A 15,703-nucleotide genomic window follows, 5' to 3' on the forward strand; every position below is an offset into this window, starting at 1 on the left:
CACCACCACCGCCGTCCGCTGATCAGCTGAAAGGGCCAACCCGCATGGGCAACGAGGACCGGCTGCGCGCCTACCTCAGGCGCGTCACCTCCGACGCCCGCGAGCTGCGCGCTCGCCTTGACCGGGCGGAGGACCGCGACCGCGAACCCGTCGCGGTCGTCGGCGTCGGCCGCCGCGCGCACGGCGGCTCCGAGTCCGATGTGGACTCGTTCGACGCCGACTTCTTCGGCATTCCGGCGCACGAGGCGCGCGTCATGGCCCCGGCGGAGGGCCTGCTGCTGGAAACCTCCTGGGAGGCCGTGGAGAGCGCCGGGATCAGGCCGGACTCGCTCGCCGGTGGTGACACGGGGGTGTTCGTCGGCGCGAGCGCTCGACTCCTCGACCCGCGCACGTCCCGTGACCCGGCCGTCCTGTCCTGGCGGATCGCCCACGTGCTCGGCCTCGGCGGTCCCGCGCTGACCGTGGACACCGGCTGCTCGGCGTCGCTGGTGGCCCTGCACCTGGCGGTGCGGGCGCTGCGGCGCGGCGAGTGCTCGCTCGCGCTGGTGGGCGGCGCGGAGGGCGTGCTGCTCCTGGAGCGGCTGTCCGACGCGCGGCGGCACGGGCGCCCGGTGCGCGGGGTCGTGCGGGGCAGCGCGGTCAACTCGGACGGCGGTGACGACGGGGCCTCGCGGCAGGACGTCGTCCGCGCGGCGCTGCGCGACGCAGGTCTGGACGCCGCGCAGGTGGATGCCGCGCGGGTGGACGCCGGGCAGGTGGACGTCGAGCACCCCGCAGGTGCCGGGGTGATCGACGTGCTGCTGGCGGCCGGGGCGGGCGCCGCGCCGCGCCGGATCGGGGTGTCCGCGTTCGGCGGCGGCAACGCCCACGTGGTGCTGGAGCGGCCCGAGGCCGAACCCGAGCCGGAGGAGAGCGGACCGGAGCCGGTGGTGGCCTGGCCGCTCTCGGCCAAGACCGCTGAGGCGCTGCGCCGCGCGACCGACCGCCTGCGCGCGCGCCTCGCCGACGACGGGACCGGCACGCCCGCCGAGGTCGCCGACGCCCTCGCCCGCCGCAGCGCGTTCGCGCACCGGGCCGTGGTGGTGGGCCGGGACCGCGCCGAACTCCTGCGGGCGCTGGACGACGACGCGGTCCGGGGAGTCGCCGTCCCCGGACGCCGGGCGGTGTTCGTGCTCCCCGGTCACGACTCGTCGTGGCCGGGGATGGCCGAGGAGCTGCTGGACACCGCGCCCGCGTTCGCCGAGGCCGCGACCGGGTGCGCCGCCGCGCTCGCGCCGCACGTGGACTTCTCCGTGCTGGACGTGCTGCGCGGCGCGGAGGGCGCGCCGCCGCTCGACCGCCCCGACGTGGCGCGGCCCGCGCTGTTCACGGTCCTGGTGTCGCTGGCCGCGCTGTGGCGCGCGCACGGCGTCGAACCGGTCGCGGTGCTCGGCCACGCCGGAGGCGGGATCGCGGCGGCCCACGTCGCCGGAGCGCTGTCCCTGGCCGACGCGGCGGAACTGGCCGCGGAGCTGAGCCGGGTGCGCGCAGAACCCGTCGACGCGCGCCCCACGACCGCCGCCACCCCGTTCCGCTCGACCACCACCGGTGACCAGTTCGCGGACGCCATTCGCGAACTGCTCGACCACGGCGCGCTGATCGAGATCAGCCCGCACCCGGTGCTGACCGGCACGATGACCGAGCTCGTCGGGGACCGCGCCGCCGTCCTGGGCACGCTGCGCCGCGACGACGGCGGGATGTCGCGGTTCCTCCGTTCGGCGGCGCACGCGCACGTGTCCGGCGTCGAGGTGACCTGGCCGGTCGAAGCCGGGACGCGGCACGTCGACCTGCCCGGCTACCCGTTCCAGCGCGGGGACCTCCGCCTTGACGAGCGTCCTGAGCCAGCCGCCCCCGCGCACGAGCCGATCGCCGTCATCGGCATGGCCTGCCGCCTGCCCGGCGGCGTCGCCTCGCCCGACGACCTGTGGCGACTCCTGTCCGAGGGGCGTGCCGCAATCGCGCCTCTGTCCGATGTGGACGGTTTCGACGCCGCGTTCTTCGGCTTCACCCCTGACGAGGCCGCCGCCCTCGACCCGAGGCAGCGGCTGCTGCTGGAGACCTCCTGGGAGGCGCTGGAGCACGCGGGCGTCCTCCCGGAGGACCTGCGCGGCAGCCGCACCGGCGTGTTCGTCGGCGCGAGCGGCGACCACCCCGCCGCCGCCCCGTCCGGCCGGATCTCCCACGCCTACGGGCTCGAAGGCCCCTCCCTCACCGTCGACACCTCCTGCTCCGCGTCGCTGGCCGCGCTGCACCTGGCCTGCCAGTCGCTGCGGCAGGACGAGTGCGGGCTGGCGCTCGCGAGCGGCGCGACCACCACCGGTGGCGTCGCGCTGGTGCTGCTGGAACGACTGTCGGACGCCAGGCGCGCCGGGCGCGAGGTGCTCGCCGTCGTGCTGGGCAGCGCGGTCAACGCGGACGGCGCCTCCCGGCGCGGCGCGCTGGAACCCGCGCTGGGGCGCGCCGGGCTGACCGTCGCCGACCTGGAGCTCGTGGAGGGGAGCGGTGGCGGGTCCGAGCTGGCCGCCGCCTGCGACCCCGACCGGGAGCGCCCGCTGCTGGTCGGCTCGCTCACCGCCGCCCTCGGCGACACCGGGGCCGCGGCCGGGATCGCCGGGCTGCTCAAGGTGGTCCTCGCGATGCGGCACGGCCGCGTGCCCGCCACCCCGAGCGCCACCCCCACCACCGGACCCGTGCGGCCCGTCGTCGACGCCGTCCCGTGGCCGAACCGCGCCGACCGACCGCGCCGCGCCGCCGTGACCTCCTCCGGGCCGGACGGGGCCGACGCGCACGCCGTGGTCGAGCACGTGCCGCCCGCCGTGCTGCTGCCCGCCCAGCGCGCCGGGAAGCCGCGCGCCCACCCGTGGGTGCTCTCCGCGCGCGACGGCGAGGCGCTGGCCGCGCAAGCGCTCCGGCTGCGCGAGCACCTGGCCGCGCACCCCGACCTGGGGGTGGCCGACCTCGGCTGGTCGCTGGCCACCCGCAGGGCCGCGCTGGAGCGGCGGGTCGTGGTGATCGCCAAGGAGCGCGCCGAGTTCACCCGCGCGCTCGACGTGCTCGCCGGGGGCGGGCGGCCCGCGAACGCGGTGCGCGGCGGTGAGCCGACCGGCGGGCGCGCGGTGTTCGTGTTCCCCGGCCTCGACGGGAGCTGGGCCGGGATGGCGCGCGGGCTGCTGCGGGACTTCCCGGTGTTCGCCGCCAGGATCGAGGACTGCGAGTGGGCGCTGGCCCCGCACGTCGACTGGTCGCTGACCTCCGCGCTGCTCGGCGACGCGTCCGCGCCGCCGCTGGAGCGGGTCGACGTGGCGGTGCCGGTGCTGTTCGCGGTGCTGGTGTCGCTGGCGGAGCTGTGGCGCGCGCACGGCGTCGAACCCCTCGCCGTGGTGGGGCACTCGTGCGGTGAGATCGCGGCGGCCTGCGTCGCGGGAGCGCTCTCACTGGAGGACGCGGCGGCCGTCGGCGCGCTGCTGGGCCGGGCGCTGCTGCCGCTCGCGGGCACCGGGGCCGCGGCGTCGGTCGCGCTGCCGCCCTCGGAGCTGCTCGGGCGCGACGGGATCGTGGTCACCGCCGTCGACGGGCCGCGCGCCACCACCGTCGCCGGGGACGCCGACGCGGTCGACCGGCTGTGCGCGGAGCTGGCGGGCGAGGGCGTGCGCACCCGCCGCCTGCCCGTCGACCACGCCGCGCACTGCTCGCGCGTCACCCCCGTGCGCGCCGAGCTGGAACGGCTCCTGGCGGGCATCGCGCCCCGCGAACCCCGAATCCCGCTGTACTCCAGCGCCGAGGCCCGCCGGATCGGCGCGGAGCCGCTGGACGCCGAGCACTGGTACCGGAACCTGCGCTCACCGGTGCGGTTCGCCGACACCGCGCGGGAGCTGATCGCCGACGGTTTCGACGCGTTCATCGAGATCAGCCCGCACCCGGTGCTGGTGGACCCGCTGCGGGAGACGGCGGAGGAAGCCGGGGCGCGCGTCGCCGCGCTCGGGACGCTGCGCCGGGACGAGGACGGGGCCGAGCGGTTCCTGCGCTCCGCCGCGCGGGCCTGGGTGAGCGGGGTCGCGGTCGACTGGGCGCCCGCTTTCCCGGACGGGCGGGCGGTGCCCCTGCCCACGTACGCGTTCCGGCGTGACCGGCCCGTGCCGGGTGGGGCATCCGCGCCGGGCGGGACGCCTGTGCCGGACGGGACCTCCGCGCCGGAGGGGGCCATCTCGCCGGATGGCGGCCGGTTGCCGGGTGGCGCCTTCTCGCTGGACGGCGGCCGGTCGCTGGTTGGCGCTCCTGTGCGGGATGGTGGCTTCTCGCCGGATGGTGACCGGTCACCGAGCGGTGTTCCTTCACCGGGTGGTGTTCCCGAGCCTGATGGTGCCTTCCCGTCGGATGGCGGTCGGTTGCCAGGCGGTGTTCCCGAGCCGGACGGCGCCTTCTCGCCGGGTGGTGGTCGGTTGCCGGGTGGTGTTTCCGCGCCTGACGGCGGCTTCTCATCGGACGCCAGCCGGTTGCTGGGCGGCACCCCTTCGCCGGACGTCGACCGGTCACCAGGCGGTCCCTCCTCGCCGGACGCCAGCCGGTCACCGGGCGGTGCCCCTTCGCCAGCTGACGGCTCCGCGTCGGACGACGACCGGTCGCCCGACGTCGAGTGGACCCCGGTCGAGAGCGACAGCGCGGCCCGGTTGTCGGGGGAGTGGCTGGTCGTGCGCCCGCCGGGGCCGGGGTTCGACGAGTGGGTGCGGCAGGTCCGGGCCACCGCCGACGGGGTGCGCGCCCTGGTCGTCGGCCCCGGTGGGGCGCGGCGGGAAGCGCTGGCCGCGCGGGTCGGCGGCCGGTGGGCCGGGGTGGTGTCGCTGCTCGCCCTGGACGACCAGCCGCACGGCGAGTCCGGGGTGAGCCGGGCGGTCCTGGCGACCGCCGCGCTCGTCCAGGCGCTCGGCGACGCGGGCGTCACGGCGCCGCTGTGGTGCGTCACCTCCGGCGCGGTCGCGCCGGGCGGGACCACGCCCGTTCCCGCGCAGGCGGCCGTGTGGGGGCTGGGCGGCGTCGCCGCGCTGGAGCACCCGGAGCGCTGGGGCGGGCTGGTCGACCTGCCCGGTCCCGAGGCCGCCCGGCTGCTCGGCGCGGTGGTCGCGAGCGGGGTGGACCGGGTGGCGGTGCGCGGACCGGAGCTGTTGGCGCGCGACCAGGTCCCGGCGGCTGGCGGCCCGGCGCCGGAGTGGCGGCCGAGGGGGACCGTGCTGGTCACCGGCGACCGGGGCGCGCGGATCACCGGCTGGCTCATCGAGAACGGCGCCGAGCACGTGGTCCTGGTGACCTCCGGCCCGGACTCCGTCGAACTGGCGCGGGTCGGGGGTCGGATCACCGCCGTGACCTGCGACTTCACCGACCGCGCCGCACTGGCCGCACTCCTGGAGGGCTTGCGCGCGGGCGGCCACCGGCCCACCACCGTCGTGCACGCGGCGGGGGAGGGGCCCGCGATCCCGCTGGCCGAGACCACCGCCGAGGACCTCACCCGAGCCTGGGCGGACGCGGCGCGCGGCGCGGAGGTCCTGGACGAGCTGCTGCGCGGCGAACCGCTCGACGCGTTCGTGCTGCTCTCCTCGGACGCGGGCGCGCTGGGCGTGGCCGGGCAGAGCGCCCGCGCGGCGGCGACCGCGCACCTGGACGCGATCGCCCAACGCCGCCGCTCCCTCGGCGAGACCGCGACCTCGCTCTCCGCCGAACCGTGGACCGGTGGTGTGGGCTCGACCGTGGCGGGTTCGACCTGCCTGGGCCCGGCCGCCAACGGGACGTCCGGCGCGAGTCTCGCAGCCAAGGGGCGCTCCGCCATAGGTGCGACCACCACGAGCCCAACCACCACAGGCCCAACCACTGCGGGCCTTTCCGGCGTGGAATCCGCCACCACGGGCCCAACCGGTGCCAGGCCGACCACTGCGGGCCCGTCCGGCGCCAGGCCGACCACCGAGGGGCCGTCCGGCGCGAACCCCGCCCCGGACCGGCCCGCGTCCACCACTCCGCCCGCGACCGCCCCACCCGCGCCCGACCCGACCGCCGAGCCGCAAACCCCCGCCCCCCAACGGTTCCAGCCCACCGTCTCCGCGTCCGAGTTCGCCGCCGACCTCGCGGCCATGCCCGCCGCCGACCAGCGCGGCGCGCTCGTGGAGCTGGTGCGGTCCGTCGCGGCCCAGGTGCTCGGCCACGACGGGCCCGCCCGGATCACGCCCACCCGCCCGTTCCGCGACCTCGGCGTCGACTCGCCGCGCGCCGTGGAGCTGCGCGACCGGCTCAGCGCCGCCACCGGGCTGCGCCTGGCCACCACCCTGGTGTTCGACCACCCGACCCCGGCCTCCCTCGCCGGGCACCTGCGCCGCTCCCTGTTCGGCGCGCCCCACCCGGAAGCGGCGCTCCCGTCGAAGCCCGCCACCCGCGTGTCCTTCAAGCCCGCCAAGCCCACCGACCACCCCGCGAACCCCAGGCCGACCGACCCAGGGCCCACCACCCCGCCCGTGGTCGACCGCAGGCCACCGGCCAAGCCCGCGCCCGTCGCGGACGACCCGCTGGTGATCGTGTCGATGGCCTGCCGCTTCCCCGGCGGCGTCACCACCCCCGAGCAGCTCTGGGACCTGCTCGCCTCCGGCGACGACGTCGTCGGCCCGCTCCCGCGCGACCGGGGCTGGGACCTCTCCGGACCGCGCGCCACCGACCGCGCGGGCGGGTTCCTGCCCGACCTCGGCCTGGTCGACCGGGAGCTGTTCGACCTCGGCGAGCGCGAGGCCCGCACCCTCGACCCGAGGCAGCGGCTCCTGCTGGAAACCGCCTGGGAGGCCTTCGAGCGCGCCGGGCTCGACCCGACCGCGCTGCGCGGCAGCGGGACCGCCGTGCTCGTCGGCGCGTCCCAGGAGGGCGGCCCACGGGGCCAGGACGCCGACGACCCGTTCGGCGGCTGCGCAGGCGGCGCGCTCTCCGGCCGCCTCGCCCGCGCCTTCGGGCTCACCGGCCCGGCCATCACCGTCGACACCGCCTGCTCCTCCTCCCTCGTCGCGCTGCACCTGGCGGGCGAGGCGCTGCGGCGCGGCGAGTGCTCGCTCGCGCTCGTCGGCGCGGCCACCGTCCTGGCCGAACCGCCACCCGCAGGCTCGCCGGACGGGCGCTGCAAGCCCTTCGCGGACGACGCGGACGGCGTCGTGCGCTCCGAGGGGGTCGGCGTGCTGCTGCTGGAGCGGCTGTCCGACGCCGAGCGCGCGGGCCGCCCGGTGCTGGCCGTGCTGCGCGGCGCGGCCGTGAACTCGGACGGCGCGACCGGCAGCGGGGACGCGCAGCGCGAGGTCATCCGCGCGGCGCTGGCCGACGCGGGGCTGCGGCCCGGTGACGTGGACGCGGTGGAGGCGCACGGAACCGGTGTCCCGCAAGCGGACGAGGTCGAGCTGCGGGCGTTGCAGGAGGCCTACCGGGAGCGCGAGCGACCGCTGTGGGTCGGCTCGCTCAAGTCCGCCCTCGGGCACGCGCACGCCGCCGCCGGGCTCGCCGGGGTGATCAAGACCGTGCTGGCGCTGCGCTCCGGCCGACTGCCCCGCACGCTGCTCGCCGGTCGGCCGACCACCAGGGTGGACTGGGCGCTGGGCCAGGTCAGGCTGCTCGACGAGGACCAGCCGTGGCCGACCTCCAGGGGCCAGGGCACGGCGAGGCCGCGCCGGGCCGGGGTGTCCGCGTTCGGGGCGAGCGGCACCAACGCGCACGTCGTCCTGGAGCAGGCGCCGAGGAAGTCCGCCGCGCCGCGCTCCCGGCGGACCGCGCGCCCCCTGCCCTGGCTGCTGTCCGGCGCGAGCCCGGACGCCTTGCGGGAGCGGGCCTCCCGGCTGCTCGACCGCGTCCAGTCCGAAGTGGACGTTCTCGACGTCGGCTTCTCGCTCGCGCGCTCCCGCGCCGGGCTGGCCCACCGGGCCGCCGTCCTCGGCGACGACCTGGCCGGGTTCCGGCGTGGGCTCGCCGCCCTCGCGCACGGCGAACCGGCCTCCGAGCTGCGCCGCGACACCGCGCAGGGCGGCGGCGTGGCGTTCCTGTTCCCCGGCCAGGGCGCGGAGCGGCCGGGTGTGGCGCGCGAGCTGTGCGCGGCGTTCCCGGTGTTCGCCGCCGCCGTGGACGAGGTCGTCGGCGCGGTCGACGCCGACCTCGCCGACGGGCTGCGCGCGGTGCTCACCGGCGACGCGGAGGACCTCGCGGCCAGCACGGTGTTCGCGCAGACCGCCCTGTTCGCGGTCGGCGTCGGGCTGCTGCGGCTGCTCGGGTCGTGGGGCGTCGTCCCGGACTTCGTGTTCGGCCACTCGGTCGGCGAGATCGCGGCGGCCCACGCGGCCGGAGCGCTGGCGCTGGCGGACGCGGCCCGGCTGGTGTCCGCGCGCGGCAGGCTCATGCAGGAGCGGATGCCCGAGGGCGCGATGGTGGCGCTGCGCCTGACCCCGCAGGACGTGCTGCCGCTGCTGGGCGAGCGGCTGGGGCTGGCCGCCGTGAACGGGCCGGAGTCCGTGGTGGTGGCGGGCGCGCTGGACGACGTCGCCGGGCTGGTGGAGCGGTGCGCGGCGCTCGGCGTGCGGCACCGCAGGCTGGCCACCGGCTGGGCGTTCCACTCGGCCGACGTCGACCCGGTGCTGGACGACCTGGCCGAGGTCGCGACCGGGCTCAGCGCGGCCGAACCGGTGATCCCGCTGGTGTCCGGGGTGAGCGGCGGACCGGTCGGGGCGCGGGATCTGGCCGCGCCCGAGCACTGGCGGCGGCAGGCCAGGGACACCGTGCGGTTCCACGACGCGGTCCGCTGGCTCGACGGGCGGGGCGTGCGCACGTACCTGGAGCTGGGCGTGGGGAGCGTGCTGTCGGCGCTGGGCGCGGAGTGCGTGCCCGAGCCGGGGCGGGCCGCGTTCGTGCCGCTCGCCAGGAGCGGGCGGGACGTGGAGCGCGCGGTCACCTCGGCGGTCGCCCGCGCGCACAACCGGGGCGTGGCGGTGGACTGGGCTGCGGTGTTCGACGGCACCGGCGCGCGGCGCGTCGACCTGCCCACCTACCCGTTCCAGCGGGTGCGCTGCCAGGTTGACGAGGTGGTCGGGGACGTGGCCGGGGACGTCGCCGAAGAGGCGGCCGACGAGGTGGGCGGCGAGCTGCGCCGGTGCGACTGGGTTCCCGCGCCCGCCGGTGGCGAGCCGGGGACGTGGGCGTTCGTCGGCCTGGACTGGGAGCTGCCCGGCGAGCGGTACCCGGACCTGGCCGCGCTGGAGCGGGACTCCGAGCGCGCGCCCGACCACGTCGCGGTGCGGGTGTCCGCAGCCAGGCAGGGGGACCCGGTGCAGGGGGCGCGCCTGGTCGCGCACGAGGTGCTGGCGCTGCTGCGGTGGTGGCTGGACGAGCCGAGGTGGGCCGGTGCGCGCCTGGTCGTGGTCACCGGGAACGCCACGACCACCGGGCTCGTGGACGCCCCGGTGTGGGGCGCGGTCCGGTCGGCGCGGGTCGAGCACCCCGACCGGTTCGCGCTCGTGGACGTGGACGGTTCCGCCGCGCCCGAGCGGTTGTTGCGCGTGATCGCCTCGGGGGAGCGGGAGGTCGTGGTGCGCGAGGGGGCCGTGTTGAGTCCACAGTGGACCGATGTCGAGATGCGGCCGTCCGACGTCGACCTCTCCGGCGGCACGGTGCTGATCACCGGTGGCACGGGCAGGCTCGGCTCCTCGGTCGCGCGGTTCCTGGTGGCGCGGCGCGGGGTCCGGTCGCTGCTGCTCGCCTCCCGACGCGGCCCGGACGCGCCGGGAGCGGCGGAACTGGTGGCGGAGCTGGAGAACTCGGGCGCGCGGGTGCGACTCGTGCCCTGCGACGTCGGCGAGCGCGCCCAGGTCGAGGCGCTGCTGGAGCACGTGCCGGACGCGCTGCCGCTGCGCGGGGTCGTGCACGCGGCGGGCGTCGCGGCGGACGACGTGCTCGCCGGGACCCGGCCGGACGCGCTGGACGAGGTGTTCCGGGCCAAGGTCTCCGGCGCCTGGTGGCTGCACCGGGCCACCGCCGGGCACGACCTGGCGCTGTTCACCCTGTTCTCGTCGGCGGCCGGATCGCTCGGCGGCGCGGGCCGGGCCGTTCCCGCCGCCGCCGACGCCTTCCTGGACGGCCTGGCCAGGACCCGCCGCGCCCAGGGCCTCCCGGCCCGCTCGCTGGCCTGGGGACCGTGGGAGGGCGGGCGACCGGCGCACGTCGAACGCCTTGCGGGCGCGGACCTCGCCCCGCTGACCGGGGAGCAGGGCGTGCGGCTGTTCGACGCGGCCCACGCCGTGGACGAGCCGGTGCTGCTCCCGGTCCGCACCGCGCCCCGACCGGGGTCCGCGCCCCGCGCCACCGACCTGCTCGGCCGGATCGCCGACCTGGAGGCGGAACTGGCCGGACTGGCCCCGGACAGCGCGCCCCGCGCCGCCGCCACCGCCCGGATCAGGACGCTGCTCGCGGCCCTGTCCGAAGCCCCCGTCCCCCAACCCGCGCACGACTAGGGTGGCCGGGGGAGGAGGACGTGATGGCGCCACGCCTGCAGTGCCTGGTCATCGACTGCCCGGACGCCCGGGGGCTGGCCCGCTTCTACGCGGCCGTGCTCGGCGGCGAGGTCGACCGGCCGGACCCGCGCTGGAGCCTGGACGAGGACTGGGCCACCACCCACCTGCCGGACGGCCAGGTCCTGTGCTTCCAGCGCGTCCCCGACCACCGGCCGCCCACCTGGCCGGAGGGCGCGCACCCGCAGCAGATGCACCTCGACCTGACCGTCACCGACCTGGACGCCGAGGAGCCCGAGCTGCTGCGCCACGGCGCGGTGCTGCTCGACCGGGGCGACGACGAGCGAGGCTGGCGCGTCTACGCAGACCCCGCCGGGCACCCGTTCTGCCTCGTCGTGGACTGACGCCGCACGGCGGTTGATCCCGCACGGCGCCCGGTCCCGCACGGCGGCTGATCCACCACGGCGGCCGGTCCCTCACGGCAGCAGCAACCGCTTGTCCGGCTTCCCGCTCGGCGCCAGCGGCGGTTCCCGGATCAGCGTCACCCGCGTCGGCGCGCACGCCGGTCCCAGCCGCCCGATCACCAGCTCCCGCAGCTGCGCTGGATCGGGCTCGTGCTCGCCGGACGGCACCACGAACGCGTGCACCGCCTCCCCGGTCTCCTCGTCCGGCACGGCCACCACGTACGCCTCGGCGACGTCCGGGTGCTCGGCGATCACCCGCTCGATCGGGCCGACGTGGTGCAGGTTCGCGTTCACGATCACCACGTCGCGGGTGCGCCCGGTCAGCCACAGCACGCCGTCCTGGTCCAGGTGCCCGAGGTCGCGGGTGCGCACCCACCCGTCCACGAACACCTCCGCGGACTCCTCGGCGTCGCCCCAGTAGCCGTCCGCCTGCGCGGGCGCGCGGACGAACAGCTCGCCGCTCACCCCGCGCGGCACGACCCGGCCCCGCTCGTCCCTGACCTCCAGCGGCACCAGGGGACGCCCCACCGACCCCGGCGGGTCGTCCGGGGTGGCCATGGCGATCGTGCTGGTCTCGGTCTGCCCGTAGCCGTGGAACACCACCGGTCCCAGCACCTCCAGGGCCTCCCGGTGCCGGGACGCGCTCAGCGGCGACCCGGACACCAGCAGCGCCCGCAACGTCGACAGGTCGGCGGGGGAGGAGCGGTGCGCGGCGACGAGCTTCGCCAGGCGCGGCACGGTGATCACGCTCGCGCTCGCCCGGTGCCGGGTGATCGCGCCGGGCAGCGACGGGTCCTCCGCGACCACCACCACCCCGCCCGCCGTGATCGACAGCACCGCGTACTCGAACATCACCTGGCTGGCCAGCGTCCCGAACACCAGGTACCGCTCCAGCCGCGCGGCCAGCTCGGCGACCGCCTGCGGCCAGCGCGACGGGACCGCCGTCCACGCCGCCGCCATCGCCCGGTAGGTCTGCCCGACCGCCTTCGGCGCCCCGGTGCTGCCGCTGGTGTGGATCAGCCTGGCCACGTCCGCCGCCCGCGCGCCGAGGCGCAGCGGCTCAGGCTCCGCCGCGCACAGCTCCGCGAGCCGGACCCCTCGGCGCGCGGGCGAGTCCACCACCACGAGCGCGACGTCCAGCTCCAGCAGCCGCCGCACGTGCGCCTCCGGCAGACCCGGCCGCACCCCGACCACCCGCGCGCCCACCGCGTGCGCGGCCAGGATCGCGGCGAACGCCTCCGGGGTCACGCCCAGCAGCAGCGCGACCCCGTCGCCCGGCCCGATCCCGCGCCGCCGCAACCCGGCCGCCACCCGCGCGACGAGGTCCAGCAGCTCCGCCGCGCCCACCGACCGCGCGCCGTGCTCCAGCACGACCCGGTCGCCCGCCCGCGCCAGCACGTCCAGCACCGCCCCTGGGAACGGCTCACCCATCGGCCAGGCACTCCTTCACGAACACCGCGAGCGGCTGCTGGTGCACCTGCGGCAGGTCCCAGTGGTTCTCCAGGTTCTCCGCCAGGTGGTGCACCCCGGCCAGTTCGCCGTCCCGGTAGTGCCGCACCACCGGGTGCAGGTAGCTGGCGTCCTGCGCGTGCTCCACGTCGTTCTCCAGCACGCGCGGCACGGTGATGTCGAACGGGTCGACGGTGTCGTGGTTCGGCCCGTACTCCAGGGTGATCACGAACCGGTGCGGCGCGGGCCCGAGACCGCCGTCGGCGACGTACGCGGTGGGGACCTCCTCCTCGTACCGGGCCTGATCGCCGGACACCGTCACCACGTCGCCGAGCACCCCGAACTGCTGCCACAGCGCGGAGGAGCGGTTCACCCGCGCCACCAGCGCGTCGCTGATCGCGTCCGGCGCCGCCGCCAGCCCGGTCGACGGCCACGGGCGGTCGTGGTGCCGCGCGGTCAGGATCCGGTGCAGCGCCCGCGCCCCGTACCGGAACCCGTGGATGAACCCGCTGGTGGACCGCTTGAAGTCGCGCTGCTGCGTGAGCGTCCCGGCGAAGTGCAGTCCGGGCACGTTCACCGACTCGTAGGCCGAGGTCTGCTCGGGGAACCGGTCGTCGATCACCAGCGCGGGGCGGCAGGAGTCGTCGAACACCGAGGCGTCGAAACGGAAACCGGCGCACGAGACGATCCGGTCGTACTCCAGCTCCCGCAGCTTCTCCTCGGTGCGCGCGTACCGGAACAGCACCCGGAACCCGCCGCCGGGCCTCGGCTCGATCAGCTCGATCGTGCCGTCCAGCACCGCGTTCTCGGACTTGAGCTGGTAGGTGTCCAGGAAGTTGTTGTTCACCGCCCGCAGGTGCCCGACGAAGTGCGTCTGCCAGGCCAGCTTCACCGAGTGCGGCCCGGCGACGTGGATCACCGCCGCGTGCTCGATCAGCGAGTCGGCCGTCTCGAACGCCGAGTTGCCCTTGCCGATGATCAGCACCCGCTGGTCGGTGAACGACTCGGGGGACGGGTCGAAGGTGTCGTAGCGCTCGGCGTGCTCGACGCCGGGGATCCTCGGCACGTTCGGCCGCGACACCCCGGTCGCGACCACCACCCGAGCCGCCCGCCACTCCTTCCCGGCGCCGTCGAGCACGGTGAAACCGGTGTCGTCGCGGGAGATCCGCACGACCTCGACCCCGTAGTGCGCCCGAACCCCCGTGGCGGCGGCGAAATCGGCCAGGTAGCGCACCATGTCGTCGGCGTGCGGGAAGTACTTCCCGGTGTACCGGCCGAACAGCAGCTCCGGGTCGTCGGACAGCAGCGAGTTCCAGTCCACCCGCAGCCGCTGCTCCGGGTCCCGGTACCCGCTGCGCACCTTGTTGATGGAGATCAGGGTGCGGTGCCTGGGGTAGCGGGAGAAGAACGCCCCCGGCGCCTCCCCGCGCTCCAGCACGGCGTAGTCCCGGCCGTCCCGCTCCAGCAGTGCCGCCAGCTGCAGGCCCGCCGGGCCCGCGCCGATGATCAGGTACTCGTGCGCCATGCGTCCGGAAGCTAGCCCGGCGATCTCAGAGAACTCTGAGATCGCTTTCCTACGGTCAGCCGGTGACCACGACCAGCCCCGGCGCCACCGCCGCACCCGCCGACCCCGGCGCCCCGATCGACCTGGGCGCGCCGCTGAGCACCGCCGACCTGCGCCGCGCGGCCGATCCCGTGCCGCTGCTCGTCGGGCCGGAGGTGCGCGGGCGCGTCGAGCGGGCCCGCGAGTTCCTGCGCGTGGTGCGCGCCGACGACGACCGGCCCGTGTACGGGGTCAAGACCGGGTTCGGGGCGCTCATCGGCTACGCCGGGCGCGCTGAGGAGGCCGACCAGTGCGACAACACCCTCGCGCACCTGGGCGCCGGTCAGGGACCGGACCTGCCGCACGACGTGGTGCGCGCCGCCCTGCTGCTGCGGGTGTGGTCGCTCGGCCAGGGCTTCTCCGGGGTGTCGACCGAGGTCGTGGACACCCTGGCCGCGATGTTCGCGACCACGTTCACCCCGGCCGTGCCCCGGTTCGGCTCGGTCGGCGCCAGCGGCGACCTGATCCCGCTCGCCTACGCCACCCAAGCCCTGCGCGGCAGGGGGAGCGCGCACCTCGACGGCGAGCGGCTGCCCGCCGACGAGGCCCTGAACCGGGCCGGGCTCGCCCCGCTCACCCTGGACGGCCGCGACGCGCTCGCCCTGGTCAACGGCACCTCCGTGACCACCGCCGCGACCGCGCTGGCACTGGACTCGGTGCGCGCGAGCCACCGCGCCGCCCAGGACCTCACCTGCCTGCTCGCCGACGTCCTCGGCTGCGACCCCGGTTTCCTGCACCCCGGCCTGATCGGCGCCTACGGCCACCCCGGCGCGATCGCCGTCGCGGAGCGGATGCGCGGCGCGCTCGACGGGACCACGCCCGCCGGCGACCGGCCGCTGCAGGAGCCGTACAGCATCCGCTGCTCGCCGCAGCTGCTCGGGGCCGCCGAGGACGCGCTGCGCTACGCCGACGGCGTCGTGGCCGCCGACCTGACCAGCATCAGCGACAACCCGCTGTTCTTCCCCGAGGACGACGTCGTCGCGCACGGCGGCAACTTCTTCGGCCAGCCCGCCGCGTTCGCCGCCGACGCGATCGCCATGGTCACCGCGTCGGTCGGCAACCTCGTGGAGCGGCAGCTCGACCTGCTGGTCGACCCGGCCCGCAACACCGGCCTGCCCCCGATGCTCGCCGCGGGACCGGGGCAGCAGCACGGTTTGCAGGGCGTGCAGCTGGCCACCACCGCGTTCATCGCCGAGATCCGCCGCAACGCCGTGCCCGCGAGCACGCAGAGCCTGCCGACGAACCTGCACAACCAGGACGTCGTGCCGTTCGGCACCCAGGCCGCGCTGCGCTCGTACGACCTGGCGGAGCTGCTGCGGCTGCTGTGCGGCTCGCTCGCGCTGGGACTGCGGCAGGCCGTGCACGTCGGCGGCAGGCGGCCCACTGCGCCGCGCTGCGCGGAGCTGCTGGACCTGCTGGCGGACGCGATCGCGCCGGTCGACCCGGACCGCCCGCTGGACGCGGACGTGCGCCTGGCGGCGGATCTGGTGACCGGGTGGCGGGGCTGATCCTGGGGCTGGGGTTGGGGCGCTCCTCGGGGCTGGGCAGCCGGTTCCGGGCAGTCGGTTCCGGGGAGCCGGTTCCGGGGAGCGCGCTCCACCCCGGCGCGCTCCCCGGTGGGCGTGGTTCCGCCGGGTGCGCGGCTTCGG

At 77.0% G+C, this 15,703-nt stretch carries 5 protein-coding genes; 3 read left to right on the top strand and 2 right to left on the bottom strand.

Annotated features, from left to right (window positions below; genetic code table 11):
- Positions 1-44 precede the first annotated feature (44 nt).
- Both LV78_RS12500 and LV78_RS12505 read left to right on the top strand, forming a co-directional pair.
- A complete protein-coding gene (locus tag LV78_RS12500; protein WP_253845260.1) occupies positions 45-10,541 on the top strand; it encodes a type I polyketide synthase in 10,497 nt (3,498 codons plus the stop codon).
- A gap of 23 nt (positions 10,542-10,564) precedes the next feature.
- The gene (locus LV78_RS12505; RefSeq protein ID WP_253845262.1) at positions 10,565-10,942 is read left to right on the top strand and encodes a VOC family protein; all 378 of its coding nucleotides are present in this window, start codon (positions 10,565-10,567) and stop codon (positions 10,940-10,942) included.
- Between the two features lie 72 nt (positions 10,943-11,014).
- Here LV78_RS12505 and LV78_RS12510 read toward each other — a convergent pair whose 3' ends face one another.
- Positions 11,015-12,433 carry a class I adenylate-forming enzyme family protein gene (locus LV78_RS12510; RefSeq protein ID WP_253845263.1) on the bottom strand — a complete coding sequence of 473 codons (1,419 nt, stop codon included), beginning with the start codon at positions 12,431-12,433 and terminating at the stop codon, positions 11,015-11,017.
- Complete coding sequence (locus tag LV78_RS12515; protein ID WP_253845265.1) at positions 12,426-13,976, bottom strand: NAD(P)-binding domain-containing protein; 1,551 nt, start codon at positions 13,974-13,976, stop codon at positions 12,426-12,428. Before LV78_RS12515 ends, LV78_RS12510 begins: the two co-directional genes overlap by 8 nt.
- 62 nt (positions 13,977-14,038) lie before the next feature.
- Between LV78_RS12515 and LV78_RS12520 the strand changes: the two genes are divergently transcribed.
- On the top strand, positions 14,039-15,562 hold the full coding sequence (locus LV78_RS12520; protein ID WP_253845267.1) for an aromatic amino acid ammonia-lyase: 1,524 nt from the start codon (positions 14,039-14,041) through the stop codon (positions 15,560-15,562).
- Positions 15,563-15,703 lie beyond the last annotated feature (141 nt).

Source organism: Actinosynnema pretiosum (assembly GCF_024171695.1).
GTDB classification, from domain to species: Bacteria; Actinomycetota; Actinomycetes; order Mycobacteriales; family Pseudonocardiaceae; genus Actinosynnema; species Actinosynnema pretiosum.

Bases quoted from the DNA above. Each gene is read 5' to 3' on its own strand.
- LV78_RS12500 (WP_253845260.1), top strand. From the start codon at position 45: ATGGGCAACGAGGACCGGCTGCGCGCCTACCTCAGGCGCGTCACCTCC.
- LV78_RS12515 (WP_253845265.1), bottom strand. From the start codon at position 13,976: ATGGCGCACGAGTACCTGATCATCGGCGCGGGCCCGGCGGGCCTGCAG.
- LV78_RS12505 (WP_253845262.1), top strand. From the start codon at position 10,565: ATGGCGCCACGCCTGCAGTGCCTGGTCATCGACTGCCCGGACGCCCGG.
- LV78_RS12510 (WP_253845263.1), bottom strand. From the start codon at position 12,433: ATGGGTGAGCCGTTCCCAGGGGCGGTGCTGGACGTGCTGGCGCGGGCG.